The 20,124-nt window shown below is 42.8% G+C and carries 18 protein-coding genes; 16 read left to right on the top strand and 2 right to left on the bottom strand.

Annotation, left to right across the window (positions count from 1 at the left end):
* Positions 1–65: 65 nt before the first annotated feature.
* From MHB84_RS24880 to glnA, 7 genes are all read left to right on the top strand, one after another.
* Positions 66–2,732 (top strand): penicillin-binding protein 1A, encoded by a 2,667-nt coding sequence (locus MHB84_RS24880; RefSeq protein ID WP_076289086.1) that lies wholly within the window; start codon positions 66–68, stop codon positions 2,730–2,732.
* 282 nt (positions 2,733–3,014) lie between these two features.
* The gene (locus MHB84_RS24885; protein ID WP_076289087.1) at positions 3,015–3,578 is read left to right on the top strand and encodes a DUF402 domain-containing protein; all 564 of its coding nucleotides are present in this window, start codon (positions 3,015–3,017) and stop codon (positions 3,576–3,578) included.
* A 109-nt stretch (positions 3,579–3,687) separates the two neighbouring features.
* Entirely contained in the window at positions 3,688–4,659 is a 972-nt protein-coding gene (locus MHB84_RS24890) for an AAA family ATPase (RefSeq protein WP_076289088.1), read from the top strand.
* A gap of 119 nt (positions 4,660–4,778) precedes the next feature.
* Positions 4,779–6,065: a GTPase HflX gene (gene hflX / locus MHB84_RS24895; protein ID WP_076289089.1), complete on the top strand. Its 1,287-nt coding sequence runs from the start codon at positions 4,779–4,781 to the stop codon at positions 6,063–6,065.
* Between the two features lie 84 nt (positions 6,066–6,149).
* Positions 6,150–7,403 carry a methionine gamma-lyase family protein gene (locus MHB84_RS24900; protein WP_076289090.1) on the top strand — a complete coding sequence of 418 codons (1,254 nt, stop codon included), beginning with the start codon at positions 6,150–6,152 and terminating at the stop codon, positions 7,401–7,403.
* An 83-nt stretch (positions 7,404–7,486) separates the two neighbouring features.
* Entirely contained in the window at positions 7,487–7,900 is a 414-nt protein-coding gene (locus MHB84_RS24905) for a MerR family transcriptional regulator (protein ID WP_063563200.1), read from the top strand.
* A gap of 129 nt (positions 7,901–8,029) precedes the next feature.
* A complete protein-coding gene (gene glnA, locus MHB84_RS24910) occupies positions 8,030–9,358 on the top strand; it encodes a type I glutamate--ammonia ligase (RefSeq protein WP_076289091.1) in 1,329 nt (442 codons plus the stop codon).
* A gap of 110 nt (positions 9,359–9,468) precedes the next feature.
* Here glnA and MHB84_RS24915 read toward each other — a convergent pair whose 3' ends face one another.
* Complete coding sequence (locus MHB84_RS24915; RefSeq protein ID WP_076289092.1) at positions 9,469–10,128, bottom strand: CatB-related O-acetyltransferase; 660 nt, start codon at positions 10,126–10,128, stop codon at positions 9,469–9,471.
* Between the two features lie 549 nt (positions 10,129–10,677).
* On the opposite strand from MHB84_RS24915, the gene MHB84_RS24920 reads away from it, so the two are divergent.
* Positions 10,678–11,979: an aldehyde dehydrogenase gene (locus MHB84_RS24920; protein ID WP_076289093.1), complete on the top strand. Its 1,302-nt coding sequence runs from the start codon at positions 10,678–10,680 to the stop codon at positions 11,977–11,979.
* Positions 11,980–12,092: 113 nt separating this feature from the next.
* Here the strand turns inward: MHB84_RS24920 and lexA are convergent, their stop codons facing one another.
* On the bottom strand, positions 12,093–12,719 hold the full coding sequence (gene lexA, locus MHB84_RS24925) for a transcriptional repressor LexA (RefSeq protein ID WP_024630400.1): 627 nt from the start codon (positions 12,717–12,719) through the stop codon (positions 12,093–12,095).
* 306 nt (positions 12,720–13,025) lie between these two features.
* Between lexA and MHB84_RS24930 the strand changes: the two genes are divergently transcribed.
* From MHB84_RS24930 to MHB84_RS24965, 8 genes are all read left to right on the top strand, one after another.
* Complete coding sequence (locus tag MHB84_RS24930; protein WP_076289094.1) at positions 13,026–13,403, top strand: LysM peptidoglycan-binding domain-containing protein; 378 nt, start codon at positions 13,026–13,028, stop codon at positions 13,401–13,403.
* Between the two features lie 96 nt (positions 13,404–13,499).
* Positions 13,500–13,709: a DUF896 domain-containing protein gene (locus MHB84_RS24935; RefSeq protein ID WP_062325454.1), complete on the top strand. Its 210-nt coding sequence runs from the start codon at positions 13,500–13,502 to the stop codon at positions 13,707–13,709.
* 126 nt (positions 13,710–13,835) lie between these two features.
* On the top strand, positions 13,836–14,348 hold the full coding sequence (locus tag MHB84_RS24940; RefSeq protein ID WP_076289095.1) for a hypothetical protein: 513 nt from the start codon (positions 13,836–13,838) through the stop codon (positions 14,346–14,348).
* 28 nt (positions 14,349–14,376) lie between these two features.
* Positions 14,377–15,183: an HAD family hydrolase gene (locus MHB84_RS24945; RefSeq protein WP_076289096.1), complete on the top strand. Its 807-nt coding sequence runs from the start codon at positions 14,377–14,379 to the stop codon at positions 15,181–15,183.
* Between the two features lie 536 nt (positions 15,184–15,719).
* Positions 15,720–16,682 carry an ABC transporter permease gene (locus MHB84_RS24950; RefSeq protein ID WP_076289097.1) on the top strand — a complete coding sequence of 321 codons (963 nt, stop codon included), beginning with the start codon at positions 15,720–15,722 and terminating at the stop codon, positions 16,680–16,682.
* Between the two features lie 12 nt (positions 16,683–16,694).
* Positions 16,695–17,564 (top strand): carbohydrate ABC transporter permease, encoded by an 870-nt coding sequence (locus MHB84_RS24955; protein ID WP_024630394.1) that lies wholly within the window; start codon positions 16,695–16,697, stop codon positions 17,562–17,564.
* Between the two features lie 77 nt (positions 17,565–17,641).
* The gene (locus MHB84_RS24960) at positions 17,642–19,273 is read left to right on the top strand and encodes an ABC transporter substrate-binding protein (RefSeq protein WP_076289098.1); all 1,632 of its coding nucleotides are present in this window, start codon (positions 17,642–17,644) and stop codon (positions 19,271–19,273) included.
* A gap of 104 nt (positions 19,274–19,377) precedes the next feature.
* On the top strand, positions 19,378–20,052 hold the full coding sequence (locus MHB84_RS24965) for a GntR family transcriptional regulator (protein ID WP_076289099.1): 675 nt from the start codon (positions 19,378–19,380) through the stop codon (positions 20,050–20,052).
* Positions 20,053–20,124 lie beyond the last annotated feature (72 nt).

Here is a 20,124-nt window from a genome sequence, read left to right on the forward strand (position 1 = left end):
TCTATAGGAGTTTGAGCCAGCAGACGAATAGAAATTATGCAACTGAAAGGGAGTCAGGAGGTAACATGCCAAACGATCCGTTGTCGAGGTCTAACAATCGCAACAGTAATAACAAGTCAGCCAAAAAAGCGAAGCCAAAGACCTCTAAAAAGAAAAAAATTACGGGTAAACGCGTTGGATGGACACTGTTTTTCACCATGGCAATCGCCATATTCTGTGCACTGGGTGGATATTTATTTATTATGGTGAGTGGCGAAAATCTGCTCAAAGCCAACAAGGACAAAACAACAATCAATGAAACTTCAAAAGTATATGATCGTAACGGACAGTTAATGGGCGAGTTGTCCATTCAAAAGCTGGAGCCGGTCAATGAAGAAGATATTCCGGAATTGGTAAAGGAAGCTTTTGTTGCTACGGAGGACAGACGATTCTACGAGCATCAGGGCGTGGATATCTGGTCCATCGGACGGGCGGCAGTTAAAGACGTCATGGCCCGCTCCATGGTGGAGGGTGGTAGTACACTGACTCAGCAGCTTGCGAAAAATATGTTCTTGTCCCGTGACAAGACATTCTTCCGGAAAGCAACGGAGGTTTCCATTGCGATGGCATTGGAGCGTAAGTACTCAAAAGACGAAATTCTGACGATGTATCTGAACCGGATTTTCTTTGGTCATCAGCGTTATGGAATTAAGGCTGCGTCTGAATTTTATTTTGGAAAGAAAAATTTAAATGATCTTGAATTATGGGAAATTGCCACATTAGCAGCGATGCCTAAAGGGCCTTCAGCTTATAACCCGCTGAGCAATCCCAACGATTCCAAGGCACGTCGTGCTGTCGTATTGCAGCTGATGTATGAGCAAGGTTACATCACCAAGGCGGAAATGGATGAAGCCAAAGCAGTAGATTATGACTATACACCGCCTGAGAAAGATCAAAAGTATCAAGCCTTTATCGACTATGTTCTTCGTGAAGCAGAAAAAGTGACTGGTAAAACGGAGGATGATCTGAATATCGGCGGGTACAAAATTTACACGACGATGGATGCTCAGGCTCAAACAGCCATGGAAAGTGCTTTCTCGGATGATAGTTTGTTTGAGTCAAGTAAAGACGATCAGCCAGTTCAAGGCTCCATGGTCATTATGAACCATGAAAATGGCAGTCTCGTCGCCTTGATGGGCGGACGGGATTATCAAACAAAGGGCTATAGCCGGGTAACACAGAGCCGCAGACAACCTGGATCGGCATTTAAACCGATTGTGACTTATGCACCGGCTCTTGAATCAGGTAATTACAATGCAAACTCAGCTCTTAGTAATGAAAAGCAATGCTTCGGCAATTACTGTCCGGGTAACTTGCATGGGTATTCTTCTACCATTAGCATGACGGATGCCATTACCAAATCGGAGAATATCCCGGCTGTATGGCTCCTAAACAAAATTGGTGTGAATACAGGTGTTCAGTTTGCCAAAAGCGTAGGTATCCAGCTTACGGATGAAGACAAAAACCTGGCGATCGCGCTGGGTGGTCTTAGCAAGGGTACGAATACGCTGGAAATGGCGCAAGCCTATAGTGCATTCGCTAATCTGGGTGAGTACCAGCAGGCGTATTCCATTAAGGAAATTAAGGATAGCGCTGGGAAAACGACCTATAAACACGATAAATCGGAAACAACACGTGTCATGAGTGAGCAAAATGCTTATTCCCTGACTAAGATGCTGCAAAATGTCGTGAATGACGGTACAGGTCGTTCAGCACGTCTGGATCGACCAGTTGCTGGTAAGACGGGAACCGTTCAAAGTGGTATTTCCGGCAACAGTGCCAACCGTGATGTTTGGTTCGTCGGATACACGCCAGAATGGACTGCGGCAGTATGGATGGGTTACGACAATCCAGATGCAAACCATATGCTCAAAAATAGTAGTAAGCTGTCAGCGGCGTTCTTTGCCAAAGTTATGGGGGATGCGTTGAAAGGAGTTCCTGTGAAGGACTTCAAAGCTCCAGCAGGTGCCCAGACACCTCCACCGGAAAAAGAACCAGAGCAACCAACGCTTTCAGTGAGTGGTTTGAATGGAGCTTATGATCCATCTACGCAAACTGTATCGTTGAATTGGACTTCAACGGGGGATTCCTCGACACAGTATCGGATTTACAGAAAAGAAACATCTGAGGGCCAGTTCACCCACCTCATTGATGCAGTTGGTTCGACCAGTGCGCAGGATCTAAGTGCGCTCCCTGGTCTCACTTATGAGTATTATGTAACAGCATATGATCTGGCTTCCGGACAGGAAACGGATCCTTCCAATACCATATCGCTTATGATTGAAGCGGAGGAATTGGAACCGGAACAGCCAGATACGGGCACGGAGCCAGGAACGACGGAGCCGGGTACAGAACAGCCTGGAACAGAAAATCCAGACAACGGTTCGTCGGGGAATGGAAGTTCTGAAGGTAACAATGGCAACGGAAATGAAAATGGTAACAATGGTAACAATGGTAACGGCAATAATGGAAATGGAAACAATGGCGGGACAGGTCAAGGGAACGGACAGACCGGAGAAGGAAACACACCGCCGGGACAGGGAACAACAGAACCTGGAGGTACGGGGGAAGGTTCCAATGATGGGTCTGTAACGACACCAGGCGAAGTGGTCACACCGCCAGATAGTGGAAACAACGGTAACACTGGAGAAACGGATACACCCACTGATTCTCAAGCTGGAACTGGCGGTTAACAAGAATAAGCCGCATTAAATAATTACAGCCTAAAACCTGCTCCCTGATGTTGGGGAGCAGGTTTTTTGGTTTGTGTAGCGTTCGGCGTGGAACCAAAGCTCTCCGATAGATGGGGCAAAGCTTGATTTTGAGTGTATAACTTAAATATGGTAAGCTGTAACTATTCGTAATACGTTGTGCAAAGCGGATTCAGGGGCTTGTGGAATCGGTAATGCGGACGTTATTCGCTGTTCACCAATATCAGCAGGTCACGGACCTGTGGTCGGCAAAGAGGGGTTCGTATGAAACGGAAATTCGGGGACCGCGCGAACTGGCGCCGGATTACGAACCGACAATTTACATGCCGGTTCGTTCAATCCAAAATTTTTACGGGTTACATTACGCTGTATACGATACAAGATTTGAAAGAGCCTTTGTGGAAAACCTATGGAGGAAGTACCTTCTGCATTGCGGATAAAGGTTATTCCTGGTTGCAGTATTATCCAAAAGGCGAGCATTTTGTTGTTACGGCGATGTTTGATGATCAGGAGCGGATTGTTGAATGGTACATTGATACATGCCGCAGCCAGGGCATAACCGATCAGGGTGTTCCATGGTTTGATGATCTGTATCTGGATGTCGTTGTCCTGAAGGATGGAGAAATATTTTTGCTGGACGAGGATGAACTTGAAGATGCTCTTTCTCGTAAGCACATTACGACTGGGGATTATGATCTGGCTAACCGGACAGCAAAGGAATTGTTGCATGCTATTGATGCTCATGTGTTTCCCTATTTCCAACTGTCTCTGAAGCATAGACAAACCCTGTTTGAAAATGGGGAGTTCAGAAAAAATATTCAGATTTGAGTCATGGAAAAGTCCCATAATTCTTCGCCATACTTCTAATATTAGAGCACCTGATAGAATACATTAATAATCAGGAGAGTTCAGCCCGATAAAATAGAGGTGATGGCGAATGAACGGACGGGTCATGGCTGCAGGAGGGCAACCGGGAGGCAGACCATCCAGACAAATTAATGTTGTTTTGCGTAACCAGGAACCTCAGATGCTGGTCAAAGAAGAAGAGACAGCAATACAAGCAGCAAAAGGTTTAGCCAAACATGCGCATTTTCAGGAAATTCAAGGTGAGTTAGAGCAACTGGTTGGACTTGAAAATATCAAAGATTTAGTATTTGAAATCTATGCTTTCTTACAGATTGCCCAGATGCGTACCGAAGCTGGTTTGATAAGTGGGGCGCACGTGTATCATATGATTTTCAAAGGCAATCCGGGAACCGGAAAAACAACGGTAGCACGAATTGTTGCGAAGCTTTTTCAGAAGATGGGTGTATTGAGTAAGGGTCACTTGATTGAAGTGGAACGTGCAGACTTGGTCGGAGAATATATTGGGCATACGGCACAGAAAACCAGAGACTTGGTCAAGAAGGCACTGGGTGGAATTTTGTTTATTGACGAGGCGTACAGTCTGGCTCGCGGGGGCGAGAAGGATTTTGGGAAGGAAGCGATCGATACACTTGTAAAGTCAATGGAAGATAATAAGAATCAATTTATCCTCATTTTGGCGGGTTACTCGGAAGAAATTGATTTTTTTCTACAGACGAATCCCGGATTACCTTCCCGTTTTCCGATCCAGGTTGAATTTCCAGACTATAGCATTGATCAATTGATTCAAATCTCCGAAATTATGGCCAAGGAACGTGACTATATTCTCATGCCACAGACCATACTCAAACTAAAGCAGCATCTGCTTCAGGAAAAAAATGAGTCTCTTCATGCGTTTAGCAACGCCCGATATGTCCGAAATGCCATTGAACGATCGATTCGCCATCAGGCAGTTCGACTATTGGAACAGTATACCCAGGGGAATCCGGGAAAACTGGAGCTGATGACTATCCGCACAGAGGATTTGAAGTTTGATCAAAAGTAAGCGATAATATAATTTTTAAAGCAGCCGGCCGGGTTAACCGGTTCGGCTTAAAGCATGCCATGGAACCATGGTGGCACAGAATATATGCGGAAACGTTATAGAAGGAGTGAATATACACGATGACAAATGGCACACATGATACCGATATGGTAAAGAAGGATCGCGCCGTGTTGGTGAGTCTGGTTACCGATGAGGTCAAACGTTCAGGTATTAACCCGGAGTACTCCCTTGAGGAGTTGGTAAAACTCGCGGAGACGGCAGGCGTGGAAGTGCTGAGTGTATTGTCACAGAACCTGAAAACCCGGGACACCAAATGGTTCATTGGTAAGGGGAAAGTGGAAGAACTTCGTGCAGTGGCTGAGGAAATGGGAGCAACAACAGCTATTTTTGACCAGGAGCTGTCCGGTGCTCAGGTGCGTAACCTGGAAGAAGCGTTGGATCTCAAAATTATTGATCGTACCCAGCTGATTTTGGATATCTTTGCGCAGCGCGCCAACACGAGAGAAGGTATTATTCAGGTTGAATTGGCTCAGTTGAGCTATTTGTTACCACGTTTGTCGGGTCACGGGAAGAATTTGTCCAGACTTGGTGGAGGAATTGGAACGCGGGGTCCAGGTGAAAGTAAACTGGAAACGGATCGTAGACATATTCGTGGCCGCATAGATGACTTGAAGCGTCATTTGGAAGAAGTGACACGTCATCGCAAGCTGCACCGGGAGCGTCGCAAAAAGACAGGGATCGTTCAGGTAGCCCTTGTAGGTTATACGAATGCGGGTAAATCCACCTTGCTTAAACAATTAACGGCGGCAGATGTGTATATTCAAGACCAGCTGTTTGCCACACTGGATCCAACCTCTCGGACGATGGAACTGCCAAGTGGTAAAGAAATCGTACTCACTGATACGGTTGGGTTTATACAGAACCTTCCTCATGATCTGATTGCGGCTTTCCGTGCAACGCTGGAGGAAGTGAATGAAGCGGACCTTATATTACATGTGGTCGATGCATCGTCTGCAATGCGTGAAGATCAGATGAAAACGGTACACACCATTTTGCAGCAACTGGGTTCAGGGGACAAGCCTCAATTGGTATTGTATAACAAAAAGGATGCTTGTACACCGGAGCAACTTGAAATGCTCCCTTTGGATAAAGAGCATATCAAAGTGAGCGCTCTGGATGCCGATGACTTGCAGAAAATTCGGGAGCTTATCCAGGCTGAACTGACTGGTGACACGAAACGCTTCCGTATTCCGGCTGAGCGTGGGGATCTTACATCTGTACTTTACAAAATTGGTGATGTTGTTGAGACCACATTTGAAGATAATGATGTAATTTATGAAGTGGAACTGCAAAAAGGCGAATATGAGAAATTCGGTTATTTACTTGAAGATTTCATACAACTGTAACATCGATGACATATTTGTATGATAAGTTGACACGATAATTGATGTTTGACGTCAGATACGTGCTATGAAGGGGAATGAAGTAAGATGGCAAGCTTTGATTCAGAGATTATTGAACTTCAACGACAAGTTGAAAGTCAGATTGCGGGGCAATTGCAACAGATTGACCGGATCACCGATCATAACCAATGGAAAGTAATCAATGCTTTTCAACGTAGAAAAGTCAGCGATTTTCACTTTGCGGGTTCAACGGGTTACGCGTATAACGATCGGGGGCGTGAGGTGCTTGATGAAGTATATGCCGATGTGTTTGGTGCAGAGGCGGCACTGGTGCGTCCCCATTTTGCGTCTGGTACACATACGATTGCTACAGCTTTGTTCGGTGTGCTCCGTCCAGGTGACGAGTTATTGTACATTACGGGTAAGCCCTATGACACATTGCATAAAGTCATTGGCAAGCCTGGTGATGGGACAGGATCGTTACGGGATTTCGGCATTGGCTATCAAGAGACGGCTTTGTTAGAAGATGGAGGAGTAGATTGGACGGCAGTAGAGAAAAGTATCAATGCAGCGACAAAAGTCATTGGTATTCAACGCTCCAGAGGATATGATTGGAGATCTTCCTTCTGTATTGAAGAAATCGCTGATATGGTTGCACGTGTAAAGGCGATCAAGGAAGATGTCATCGTATTTGTGGATAACTGTTATGGTGAATTCACGGAGGAACGTGAACCAACTGAAATCGGGGTAGATCTGATGGCAGGTTCACTGATTAAAAATCCCGGTGGAGGTCTGGCTGAAACCGGTGGATACATATGCGGGAAGGAAAAGTACGTACAATTGGCTGCCTATCGTTTGACTGCTCCTGGAATTGGCGGTGAAGTTGGCGCGATGTTGGGGACAACTCGTGGCATCTACCAAGGACTTTACATGGCTCCGACAATTGTGGGACAGGCCATTAAAGGCAGCACATTCGCTGCGGCGATGTTTGCTGCATCTGGATTTGTAACCAAACCGGCATGGAACGAGATACGTACAGATCTGATTCAGGCTGTTCAATTCAGTTCGGCCGAACATTTAATTGCCTTTGTACAAGGAATACAGCGGGCTGCTGCGGTAGATAGCCATGTTGTTCCTGAACCGTGGGATATGCCGGGTTACGAGCATCCTGTCATCATGGCGGCAGGTACGTTTATACAGGGTGGAAGCCTTGAATTATCTGCAGATGCGCCTATCCGTGAGCCTTATATTGGCTATATGCAGGGTGGTTTAACATACTCTCATGTTAAATATGGCGTTTTGATGGCATTACAAACGATGAAAGAACGTAAATTATTGTGAGTTTATCTAACACATCATTGACACTTAGTAATAACTAAATGTACAATAGAGTGAAGAATAGATGACTGGAAGGTTGATGAATGATGGGTGACGAAATTCGCAGAAATATGGCCTTATTTCCGATAGGTATTGTAATGAAACTTACGGATCTGTCCGCGCGTCAGATTCGTTATTATGAGCAGCACAGTTTGATTGTTCCTGCGAGAACGTCAGGTAATCAGCGTTTGTTCTCTTTTAATGACGTAGAACGATTGCTGGAAATCAAGGCTCTGATTGAAAAAGGAGTTAACATCGCGGGCATTAAACAAGTGATGAATCCTGTATCCAAAGAGTCAGAAGAAGCAACGGTTATTACAGCCGATACGGAAGTAAAACGCAGAGAGCTGTCGGACTCCCAACTGCATCGTCTGCTTAAACAACAACTGGTGTCAGGTAAGAGACCTGGACAAGTATCTCTCATCCAGGGAGAGCTTTCCCGATTCTTTAATAAAAAATAAGTTCGTATAACCTCGTAGGTCAGGGGAAATCCTGCTTTTGGGTAGGAGGACTCCTTGACCCGTGCAATATTCTAATGTACAAATATAACAGGCAAGCCAAATACGCAGAGAAGAAAGGGAGAGGGTATCGTGAGTTTTACTAAAGAAGACATACTACGCATCTCAAAAGAAGAAAATGTACGATTCATTCGTTTGCAATTTACCGATCTGCTTGGATCAATCAAAAACGTTGAAATTCCTGTGAGCCAACTAACCAAGGCTCTGGACAATAAAATGATGTTTGATGGTTCTTCCATTGAAGGTTACGTGCGTATCGAAGAATCTGATATGTACCTCTATCCTGATCTTGATTCTTGGCTCATTTTCCCTTGGGTAGCCGAGAACCGTGTTGCTCGACTGATTTGCGACGTATATCTTCCGGATGGTAATCCGTTTCCAGGAGATCCGCGTGGCATCTTGAAACGAAACCTGAAAGAAGCCGAAGAAATGGGATTCACTTCCTTCAACGTTGGTCCTGAACCAGAGTTCTTCTTGTTCAAAACAGACGAAAAAGGAAACCCGACTAACGAACTGAATGACCAAGGTGGATATTTCGACCTTGCGCCTACCGATCTTGGTGAAAACTGTCGTCGTGACATCGTTATCACACTTGAAGAAATGGGCTTTGAGATCGAAGCTTCCCACCATGAGGTAGCTCCAGGTCAGCATGAGATCGACTTTAAATATGCTGATGCTCTAAAAGCAGCAGACCAGATTCAAACGTTCAAACTCGTTGTTAAAACGATTGCACGTCAGCATGGTCTACATGCTACCTTTATGCCGAAACCGCTGTTTGGTATGAACGGTTCTGGTATGCACTGTAACCAATCCTTGTTCCAAGGCAAAGTGAACGCATTTGTAGACGAGTCTGACGAGCTGGGTCTGAGCAAAACTGCACGTCACTTCATGGCTGGAACTTTGAAGCATGCGCGTGCGTTTGCAGCAATTACGAACCCAACTGTGAACTCATACAAACGTCTTGTACCAGGTTATGAAGCCCCTTGTTATGTAGCATGGTCCGCCAGTAACCGTAGCCCAATGATCCGTATTCCAGCTTCCCGTGGTCTGAGTACACGTGTTGAGGTTCGTAATCCGGATCCGGCTGCTAACCCATACTTGGCTTTGGCTGTTTTATTGAAAGCAGGTCTGGACGGAATCAAACGTGAGCTTTCCTTACCTGCTCCGATTGACCGTAACATCTACATCATGTCAGAAGAAGAGCGTGTGGAAGAAGGCATTCCAAGCTTGCCGGCTGACCTGAAAGAAGCATTGAACGAATTGATCCGCAGCGAAGTTATCTGTGATGCTCTCGGCGACCACGCCCTGGCTCACTTCTACGAGCTGAAAGAAATTGAGTGGGACATGTATCGTACACAAGTCCACCAATGGGAACGCGATCAATATATTACTTTGTACTAATAGCTGAATCCCTTGGCGCTTTAGCGCTGAGGGGTTTTTCTTTTTTTTGGCGGGAGATATAAAAAAGCTAGGTAGAATAATATTCTACCTAGCTTTATATCTATAGGAACTCAGTCCTTAATTTCTGATAAGTAGTGCTCATATAACTCGTTAATTGAAGAACTAGAAAGTAAGTGAGTGACTGCTTCAATTGATTCTCTTTTCCAATCAAACCAGCGCATTTCTTTTAACTTCATGATTTCTTCTTCTGAGAAACGCTTCCTAACTTCTTTTGCAGGATTGCCACCAACTATCGTGTAAGGGGCGACATCTTTTGTTACAACTGAGCCTGCTGCAACAATCGCACCTTCACCAATGGTAACACCAGGCATAATCATTGCATTCATGCCGATCCATGCATCGCTTTCTATAATGGTATCTCCCTTGGGTGAGAAGGAATGGCTAATTTGATCAGCGAACGGATAAACAGTGATCCACTCCGCATGATGATTGTTATTTCCTCCCATAAGAATAACGACACCGGCTGCGATACATACATAATTACCAATAATCAATCGATCTATTTGCCATCCAAATTCCTCAATGGGGTTGAATAAGCTCCTGGATTTGTCATCTCCCCATAAATATCTCACACATCCGTCTTCAAAAGATGAATTGTTATCATAATAACCGGAGTAATAAGAGTAATCGCCGACTTCGATTAATGGATTGGTTACAATATCCTTTAAATACTTAATTTCAGACCAGTGATTAAATTGGTTTATATTCATTTTAGTTTCCTCGCTTCTAAGTTTTATTTCTGAGTAACTTAGAAGCGTGATGCGGTAGCCACATTCTTTAGTTTTTTTAGACGACGAATCATCTGAATCATCCTTCCTTAAGATATGAGGGCGATTATAACAATGACCTCCTTTTTTGTCAATCCTATTCTAATAAAGAGATGTCAGTGTGGATCCTCCCTCAAAGTATATATAATGAAGAAAAAATTCAGTGAGAGAAAATATAGACAGAACACGTGCCCATCATTTGGAAGGAAGGATACATTATGTTTGACTAAAACGGGGACGGGAATAAGAATGTAAAGAGGAAGCTGGCATTCGTAGCATAAGTTTTGGCATATTAGTGTTGAGGCTTTTTATGTAGTCAATAAGAAATAGAATGGTTAATTAAGATATGATCATATCGTTGAAGCGAGAGTATGTTTAAATTGTTTGCTCTGTATTTACAGTATCTATATGTTGATAGTTTCATATAATTGCGTTATAATTCATTTATGTTTTTAAAAATTAAATTTTGAACAATTAATTGGAGATGTTAATATGGAACAAGAGAAGCAACTGGTTGCCGCACAGCGGACATTTTTTTATACAGGACAAACGAAGTCTATTGAGTACCGAATTCGTGCTCTTCAGCAATTGAGACAGGGAATTGAGAAGTATCAGCAACGTATTCTTGACGCACTTCGTGCGGATCTAAATAAATCTGAAACAGAGGCTTATGGCTCTGAGATTCGGATCGTGTTAGGTGAACTGGATTTTGCATTGGAACATTTGAAGGAATGGGCTACACCAAAACCTGTACCTACAAATTCTGCTATACCCGATGGCACAAGCTTCATTTATCCTGAACCTTATGGAGTTGCTCTTATTATTGCACCATGGAACTATCCGTTCCAGCTGGCTTTCGGCCCTCTAATTGGAGCCATTGCTGCGGGTAACTGTGCCATTATAAAACCGTCAGAATTAACCCCAGCCGTGTCACGTCTAACTTATGATTTGATCCATGAGATATTTCCTAGTGAGTACATGGCAGTTATGGAAGGGGAAGTTGAGACGAGTACGGCATTGTTGAAAGAAAAGTTTGATTATATTTTCTTTACAGGCAGTACAGGTGTTGGTCGTATTGTTATGAAGGCAGCTGCTGAGCATTTGACTCCAGTTACGTTAGAACTAGGCGGTAAAAGTCCGGTCATTGTTCATCAGGATGCGGATTTGAAGCTGGCGGCTCAGCGCATTGTCCGCGGTAAATTCCTGAATGCTGGGCAAACCTGTGTTGCTCCGGATTATTTGCTTGTACACGAGCACGTACATGACAAATTACTTGAATTGATCGCTGCAGAAATTCAGGATAAATTTGGAGATGACGTGATGAAAAATGCTGATTTTCCGCACATTGTCAATGCACGTAACTTTGATCGTTTATCCGTTTTGCTCCAAGATGGCAAGGCAATAATCGGTGGGCGTTCTGAGCGTGATCAGCTGCTCATTGAACCAACAGTTCTCGGGGAATTGGATTGGAAATCCCCAGTGATGCAAGAAGAGATCTTTGGTCCAATTCTTCCTGTATTTAAGTATACCGACCTCGATCCCATGCTAGATGAGATTGTTCGTCGTCCAAAACCACTGGCATTATATCTCTTCACTCAGGATGAGGATCTGCAGAATCAGGTTCTGAATCAAGTTTCTTTTGGTGGTGGTTGTATTAATGATACCTTGTCTCATATGACATCACATTATCTCCCGTTTGGCGGCGTAGGGGAAAGTGGAATGGGTTCTTACCATGGTCAACAGAGTTTTGAAGTGTTCTCTCATCATAAAAGCATTCTTAAACGCAGCGAATAATCGACTAACGTAGAACAATATATATTGTATAAGAAAAAAAGAGGTTGTCCCGTTGAACGGGACAACCTCTTTAAGTATCTTATTGTGAGACTTCTGTAAAACTAGAATACATATTAATGAATATCACGGAAAAGGCCGATGACTTTGCCCAGGATGCTAACGTGTTTCAAACGCAACGGTTCAAAAGTCGAATTTTCCGGTTGAAGACGAATATGATCTTTCTCTTTGTAGAACGTTTTTACCGTTGCTTCATCGTCTTCAGTCATGGCTACTACGATATCGCCGTTATCTGCAGTTTGCTGCTGACGTACGATAACATAGTCTCCGTTAACAATGCCTGCTTCTACCATACTGTCTCCTACGACAGAAAGCATGAATACTTTCTGTTCGCCTACATAATGCGTGGGAAGAGGGAAGTAATCTTCGATATTTTCTGTTGCTGTGATCGGAACCCCTGCAGTAACTTTACCCACGACAGGAATGCGAGCAACGCTGTGAGCAAACTGATGTGAATGCTCTGACTCTTCCTGGCTGAGAAGTTCAATGGCTCTTGGTTTGGTTGGGTCACGTCTAATCAGACCTTTCTTCTCCAAACGATCCAGATGTCCATGTACTGTAGAGCTGGAAGCCAATCCAACGGCTTCACCAATTTCGCGTACGGAAGGAGGATACCCCTTCAACCGGACTTCATTGCGTATAAACTCCAGAATAGCCTGTTGCCTGCTGGATATCTTCGACATACCGTATCAACCCCATTTTAGTAACGTTTGGGAAAATTATAACATAGAACCTCCGTTCGTACAAACATAAGTTCTAAATAAAATGCCATAAAATCAATGTTTTTTTGCGAATTAAGATGAAAATTTTCTTTTGGTCTAATCAAATACTGCAAATGACAGTTCCCTTTTCAATAGAAGAAAGATATTGGAATGTAGGATGCAACAAAAAAAAGCGAACAATTGTTCTAAAAAGTTATTGTGCAAAACAAGTGTTCGTGTTATATTGATTTCAACGGATAGGAACAAACGTTTGGAGGTCGATATTTAATGAGATATTCTACTTATCAAAGCATTTACGAACCGGTGCGTTCAGAAGTGGTTGAAACTAACATAAGGAATTTTAAGAAGGTTTTTGTAAAAGGTAATGTCCCAACTTGGGTCTTGAAATTAATAATCGTAAGCTTAATTATACTGGTTGGATGCAGTACAGTACTCACTGTGTTCGCTGGCAATGAGAACGATTTATTGCCTGGAGGGAAGATGGCAGTTTCACAAGGAGATACACTATGGAGTATATCATTAGATCACAAACCTGAAACAATGGATACACGTGTATATATAGAAGCAATTAAGAAAGTGAATCAACTTCAGTCAACTTCAATACAAGTGGGGCAAGTCTTAATACTGCCTCAAATCACAGAATAAGACTGCATATCCACACGCACTAATGCATGTCAGCTTGACAAGCTGCCCTTATCATGTCAAAGTTAATAAGACTTTGTATTTTTGGAGGGGACAAGCTTGGATATAGATAGTCTGGTAGCACGTATTAATGAATTGGCCCGTAAGCAAAAATCCACTGGATTGACAGAGGAAGAGCTTGCAGAGCGTGCCAAGCTTAGAGAAATCTATTTGAATAACATTCGAAGCAATTTCAGACAGCAACTGGATTCGATTGAAATTGTAGATGATGAGAACGATCAGGGCCACCAAGGCAAACTCAAACATTAAGGAAACCTAATGATATCAATATGATATTTAGGTTTCTTCCTGTTATCTAGAGGTTGCAAATTATAGGGGGAAATGTTGGTTTGCAGTTATGTAAGCCGATACAAAGAACATCTAAGGGGGATTCTCATGTCGCGTTCGTTCGAGAGAACGGTTCGGAAAAATTCTAAGCAGTTGAATCAGCAACGCAAAAAAAGCGGTAAACCGATTTCCGGTACACCAGGTGAGGACGTATTTAAAGGACGCAGCCTTCTGTTTCCTATTTTTCTGATCGGACTAGCATTCCTGTACCTCTTTATGAGTACATTTCTTGTCAAAGCTCCGATGACCACTTGGGACTGGGTGACCATGTTGCTGTACGTATTTTTGGCAGTCATCTTCATGCTCCGTCGCCCTTATGTCAAAATAGGAAGTAATCGGATTTTGACGACAAAAGGGAACCGCGAGCGTTCAATTGGAGTCGATGATATCGTGAAATTCAGAATTGAGCCAGGTACGGTTGTAATTGAGCATAATGCACGAGGTAAGAGATGGGTATTTACCAAACTACTTAATCGTTATGATACCGATGCAATCACTGAACGTCTTCTGAAATTCGCCAAAGCACATCAGATCACCGTGGAAACATACGAGAAAAAGTAATTATTGCATAAAGGGGAAGATGACCGAAATGGCGTTAAAAGCGATTTTGTTCGACCTAGATGATACTTTACTGTGGGATGAGCGCAGTGTTCGAGAAGCCTTCCATGAGACTTGCCTGATTGCAGCTCAAGAGACGGGTATTAAACCCGAAGACCTTGAAGAGGCTGTTCGTAATGAGGCACGTAATCTGTATGAATCTTATGAAACTTTTTCGTTTACCAAAATGATTGGGATTAACCCGTTTGAAGGTCTTTGGGCTAACTTCACAGGTGGCGATCAGCCGGAGTTTCGCCAGTTGGAGCAACTTGCACCCGCATATCGTAAAGAGTCATGGCGTCGCGGCTTGTTAAAATTGGGTGTTGATCGTGAAGATCTGGCGGAACGACTTGCCTCACAATTTGGGGCTGAGCGGAGATTAAGACCCCATGTCTATGAAGAAACGATGGAAACATTGAGTCATCTGCAAGGGAAGTTTAAGCTTTTGCTTTTAACCAACGGCTGTCCTGCTTTACAACAAGAGAAACTTGATGGCGTTCCTGAATTGGCTCCTTTTTTCGATGAAATTATTATCTCGGGTACGTTCGGTAAAGGAAAACCTGATCCTTCGATCTTCGAACACGCATTGAGTAAGCTGGGAGTTCAACCTGAGGAAAGTATGATGGTTGGAGATAAGCTTACAACTGATATCCGTGGAGCGTTGTCTGCAGGTATTCAATCTGTTTGGATTAACCGCGAGAATAAAGAGAACACCGAATCGTATGTGCCTGACCATCAAATCAAGCATTTATCCGAATTGGAACGAATCATTGCTGAATTCTCAATAAGTGCATCATAAACCGTATTTTTAGTGCACTACTCAAACATTGTTAGGTTTTGTGAGATGTATTTTATCCATAAAACCTAACAATGTTTTTTTGTTTTGGGACAGTTTGAACTATACCATAATAACAAAATATAATTTTTTTTACTAAAAGTTATTGAAATTATAGAACTACTGATTTAGAATATAACTAACATACTAGTATGACTAGTATGCGAATGAATACAGCGAATATCTGTTGACTTACTTGAATGAAGTGGAAACGGGAGTTATTCGCTATAATTTTCACATCTTTTGTAAGCGCTTTACATAATCGAAGTAAACTATCTAGTTCTGGAAAGGCAACATGAAGTGGTTAGTACGAAAATGAGGGGAAGCATCTTGACCCTCTAATGATTTTCAAAATTGATATCGCTTACATTGGTTTGGTTTATTCTGCAGGTGGGGGTGAAGTGCATCTGATTACTTGTCTTCTACAAAAAGAAGAGATGATAAGCATTGATCGAAAACGCTTTTATTTTATTAAGCTAAGGATCGGAGTGAAATAACATATGGAGTCGGAAACCGCTAAAACCACGCTAACGATGACATCTTTACGTAAAGAAAGCAGGTTGAGAACTATTACAGCTCTGCTTCGCAAAGATTGGCAGCTGTACTCACTGTTAATTCTTCCAATTATCTATCTTATTATTTTCAAATATGGGCCCATGCTCGGTAACGTAATCGCATTTAGACGATTTGTACCGGGAGGCAGTATTTTTGGAGAGACGTGGGTTGGATTCAGGTATTTTCAGATGTTCATTCAAGACCCAACCTTTTGGAAAGTATTTGGGAACACACTTATGCTCGGTGGACTTGCGTTACTTTTCACCTTCCCAGTTCCGATCATTTTTGCATTGCTGCTGAATGAGGTGAAAAGCAAACGTTTCAAAAAGTTTGTGCAGACCGCATCGTATCTTCCGCACTTCTTGTCCATCGTTATCGTTGCCGGAATGATTCTGCAATTAACGGCAGTTAATGGCTCTATTAACGGAATGGTATCATTCTTTACTGGAGACAGCATTCCTTTCATGCAACGTGCGGAATGGTTCAGAACAATCTATATCACCTCTGAGGTTTGGCAAGGTATGGGGTGGGGAGCCATTCTATATTTGGCTGCATTAACAACAATTGATGATTCTTTGTATGAGGCTGCGCGGATCGATGGTGCGAACCGTTGGAAGCAAACCCTCCATATAACCATACCAGGCATTTTGCCAACGATCGTTACATTGCTGATTTTGAACATGGGTAATTTCCTTGCGGTTGGATTTGAGAAAATCTTGCTCCTTTACAATCCGCTGATCTACGAGACATCTGACGTGATTTCTACTTATCTGTACCGGGTAGGTTTGCAGTCCAGCAATTTTAGCTATGCTACCGCCATTGGTTTGTTCGAATCCATTATTGGACTGATCCTGGTATTCTCGGTTAATGCCATTTCACGCAGACTGACACAACGAAGCTTGTGGTAAAGGAGGAGCAATATGCTGGAATCAAAATCATACAAAGTATTTAAAGTTTTCAATGCCATCTTTTTGCTGCTTGTGGTATTCATCACGCTCTATCCGTTTCTGAATGTCGTGGCCCAGTCTTTCAGCAGCGAGGCTTATATCAATTCAGGCAAGGTAAGCATTATCCCAAGAGGATTTAATGTGGAAACCTACAAGACCATCTCTCGTGATAGCATGTTCTGGACCAACTACAAAAACACAATTATATATACCGTTGTAGGTACATTAATTTCCATGTTCATGACGACCATTTTCGCTTATGCCTTATCCAAGAAAAGATTAATGGGACGAAAATTTTTGACGATGTTCGCCGTATTCACGATGTTTTTCAGTGGCGGCTTGATTCCTAACTATGTCCTGATTAACTCTCTGGGCTTCAATAACACGATGTGGGCATTGGTTGTGCCTGGGGCAATCAGCATTTATAACATGTTAATTATGAAATCATTTTTCGAAAACATGCCTGAAGAGCTTGAGGAAGCGGCAGCTATTGACGGTTTGAATACGTATGGCATTTTGTTGCGGATCATTCTACCGCTGAGTAAAGCGGTCATGGCAACGATGGTTCTGTTTTACGCTGTGGGACATTGGAATTCCTGGTTTCCTGCCTTCCTGTATCTCGACAAAAAGGAACTGTTTCCCGTTACGATCTACTTGCGCAACATGATTGCAGGTGCAACAGGCGGTGCTTCGGCTGGTGCTTCAGCGGATAATCTGACTCAAATTTCTGCAAACATCAAATCGGTCACGATGGTACTCACCATTTTGCCTATTTTAACGATTTATCCATTTGTTCAAAGATACTTTGTAACCGGTATCATGTTGGGATCTGTTAAACAGTAAAACAGTAATCCTAGCCCAATATAGTTCAACATCTTGATTGTAAGGCCAATCTAAATCACATGCAGGGGGAGAATTGAATGAAACAGAGACCACGTAAGCTGGTAGGCAAGATGGTATTGGCAACAATGATGAGTGTCGTTCTGGCAGCATGTAGCAGCGGAGCTGGTGGAGACAAAGTCGAACCAGAATCCAAGGGAGCCATGGAGTCCTATGGTGTAGGGGAGACCTTCAAAGCAGCTGAACCATTTAATCTATCTATTCTGTACAGTGACCAGCCAGCATACCCGTATAAAAAGGATTGGCTCCTGTTCCAAAAAATCACGGAAAAAACCGGAGTCACGCTGGAGCCTACCATCGTTCCGATGAGTGACTATTCCCAGAAAAGATCCCTTCTGATCAGCTCTGGAGATGCCCCACTGGTTATTCCGAAAACCTATCCGGGTGAAGAATCTGCTTTTGTATCCTCTGGTGCAATTTTGCCAGTGAGTGATTATGTTGATTTGATGCCAAATTTCAAAGATAAGGTTGAGAAATGGGGACTTCAGGATGAACTTGAGGGTCTTCGACAAGAGGATGGGAAATATTATGTACTCCCAGGTTTACATGAAGAGGTTTGGCCGGACTATACCCTTATTGTGAGAACAGATATTTTTGAGAAAAATAACATTGCCATTCCAAAGACATGGGATGAATTGTATGATGCAGCCAAAAAGCTAAAAGAAATCTATCCAGATTCCGTTCCGTTCTCAGATCGTTTCCAATTTAACAGTACATTGAATATTGCTGCTACCAGTTTTGGAACGAAAGCTGGATGGGGATTTGGCAATGGTTTAACGTATAAAGAAGATCAGGATGAATTTGTATATACTTCGACTACGCCGGAATACAAGGAAATGTTAACTTACTTTAACAAGCTTGTATCGGAGGGGCTGCTGGATAAAGAAAGCTTCACCCAGGACGATGACCAGGCTATTCAAAAGTTTGTTTCTGGAAAATCCTTTATTATTAATGGTAACTCGCAAACGGTAGTGCTTCATCGTAATGACATGAATAAAACGTTGGGAGAAGGAAATTTCTCCATCGCCAAAATTACAGTTCCTGGTGGCCCTAAAGGTCAATTGATGTCCGGCTCCAGACTTGAAAACGGTGTCATGATTTCCGGGAAAATTAAAGACAACGAGAATTTCAAAGCAACCATGCAATTTATTGACTGGTTATACTATAGTGATGAAGGTCAAGAATTTGCCAAATGGGGTGTAGAAGGCGAAACCTTCACCAAACAGGATGGCGTTCGTAAGTTGGCCGAAGATGTGAACTATAACGGATTGAATCCAAAAGGCACAAAGGACTTGCGCATCGATTATGGATTCTCCGGTGGTGTGTTTGCCTATGGAGGAACGACGGATTTGTTGCACTCCATGTTTAGTGAGGAAGAATTGAAATTCCAGCAAGACATGAAAGATGTCAAAGAAGTGGTTCCTGCGGAGCCTCCAATTCCTTACTCGGATATCGATCGTGAACAGGTGACACTGCTTAGCACACCGCTTAAAGATTTCTCTGATCAAAATACGCTTAAATTCATTTTGGGAGAACGTAAACTTTCTGAGTTTGATGCATTTGTAAAAGAGCTGGAGAGCCAAGGCTTGCCTCAGTATATGCAGCTTTCCAATGACACATATAAGAAGTACAAAGAAAACAAGCAACAATAGTTCTGAACTGAAATTTGCCCATTGCCGTTTCATTTAGGGAATTTTAGTGGAACGGCAAATTGTGCTAAGATGGATGAATATGGCTGAGAGGAAGAGGTTAAGGCATGTCACTTAATCAAAAGATTAGAGGTTCGACCCGGGCTTATTCATACAATCTGATAAAGGAACGAATTCTGCACCTTGAACTTGAGCCTGGTACCAAGATTTCCGAGAAGGAAATTGCGGATGAATTGCAAGTAAGCAGAACACCAGTACGTGAAGCTTTCATGAAGCTTGCCGAGGAAGAATTACTGGATATCATTCCACAGAGTGGAACCATTGTCTCCCATATTAATCTGGAGCATGTTGAAGAAGGCCGGTTTATGAGAGAGAAGATGGAGAAGGAAATTGTCACTCTGGCTTGTGCCTCTTTTCCCGAAGAGTTCAGATTTAGACTTGAAACCAATATCGCCATGCAGGAAGTATGTATAGGGAAAAATAATTTCTATCGGCTTTTTGAACTAGATGAAGAGTTTCATCAAATATTGTTTCAAGGCACAGGAAAAATGAGAACTTGGAAAATGCTACAGCAGCTCAATATTCCCTTTAATCGGCTTCGTTTATTACGTTTGTCTGAAGATTCCGATGCAGAGGTTATTATTTCACAACATAAAGAAATATACCGACTTATTACGGAACGTGAAACCGAGCGAGCTGTTGAGGTTATGGAAGCTCATCTCAGACTAGTTGTTGTTGAACAAGAGAAGATGAAGGCAAAATATCCACATTATTTTATATAGAACATCTAATGTTGTATACTATCTGAATATGCAGAAACCCCTGTTCGAATTGAACAGGGGTTTGTTGAGCAA

This window comes from Paenibacillus sp. FSL F4-0087, assembly GCF_038020215.1.
In the GTDB taxonomy this organism is placed as follows: domain Bacteria; phylum Bacillota; class Bacilli; order Paenibacillales; family Paenibacillaceae; genus Paenibacillus; species Paenibacillus taichungensis.

Excerpts from the sequence above, each read along its gene's own strand:
- MHB84_RS24880 (WP_076289086.1), top strand. The coding sequence starts at position 66 with ATGCCAAACGATCCGTTGTCGAGGTCTAACAATCGCAACAGTAATAAC.
- MHB84_RS24885 (WP_076289087.1), top strand. The coding sequence starts at position 3,015 with ATGAAACGGAAATTCGGGGACCGCGCGAACTGGCGCCGGATTACGAAC.
- MHB84_RS24890 (WP_076289088.1), top strand. The coding sequence starts at position 3,688 with ATGAACGGACGGGTCATGGCTGCAGGAGGGCAACCGGGAGGCAGACCA.
- hflX (WP_076289089.1), top strand. The coding sequence starts at position 4,779 with ATGACAAATGGCACACATGATACCGATATGGTAAAGAAGGATCGCGCC.
- MHB84_RS24900 (WP_076289090.1), top strand. The coding sequence starts at position 6,150 with ATGGCAAGCTTTGATTCAGAGATTATTGAACTTCAACGACAAGTTGAA.
- MHB84_RS24905 (WP_063563200.1), top strand. The coding sequence starts at position 7,487 with ATGGGTGACGAAATTCGCAGAAATATGGCCTTATTTCCGATAGGTATT.
- MHB84_RS24915 (WP_076289092.1), bottom strand. The coding sequence starts at position 10,128 with ATGAATATAAACCAATTTAATCACTGGTCTGAAATTAAGTATTTAAAG.
- MHB84_RS24920 (WP_076289093.1), top strand. The coding sequence starts at position 10,678 with ATGGAACAAGAGAAGCAACTGGTTGCCGCACAGCGGACATTTTTTTAT.
- lexA (WP_024630400.1), bottom strand. The coding sequence starts at position 12,719 with ATGTCGAAGATATCCAGCAGGCAACAGGCTATTCTGGAGTTTATACGC.
- MHB84_RS24930 (WP_076289094.1), top strand. The coding sequence starts at position 13,026 with ATGAGATATTCTACTTATCAAAGCATTTACGAACCGGTGCGTTCAGAA.
- MHB84_RS24940 (WP_076289095.1), top strand. The coding sequence starts at position 13,836 with ATGTCGCGTTCGTTCGAGAGAACGGTTCGGAAAAATTCTAAGCAGTTG.
- MHB84_RS24945 (WP_076289096.1), top strand. The coding sequence starts at position 14,377 with ATGGCGTTAAAAGCGATTTTGTTCGACCTAGATGATACTTTACTGTGG.
- MHB84_RS24950 (WP_076289097.1), top strand. The coding sequence starts at position 15,720 with ATGGAGTCGGAAACCGCTAAAACCACGCTAACGATGACATCTTTACGT.
- MHB84_RS24955 (WP_024630394.1), top strand. The coding sequence starts at position 16,695 with ATGCTGGAATCAAAATCATACAAAGTATTTAAAGTTTTCAATGCCATC.
- MHB84_RS24960 (WP_076289098.1), top strand. The coding sequence starts at position 17,642 with ATGAAACAGAGACCACGTAAGCTGGTAGGCAAGATGGTATTGGCAACA.
- MHB84_RS24965 (WP_076289099.1), top strand. The coding sequence starts at position 19,378 with ATGTCACTTAATCAAAAGATTAGAGGTTCGACCCGGGCTTATTCATAC.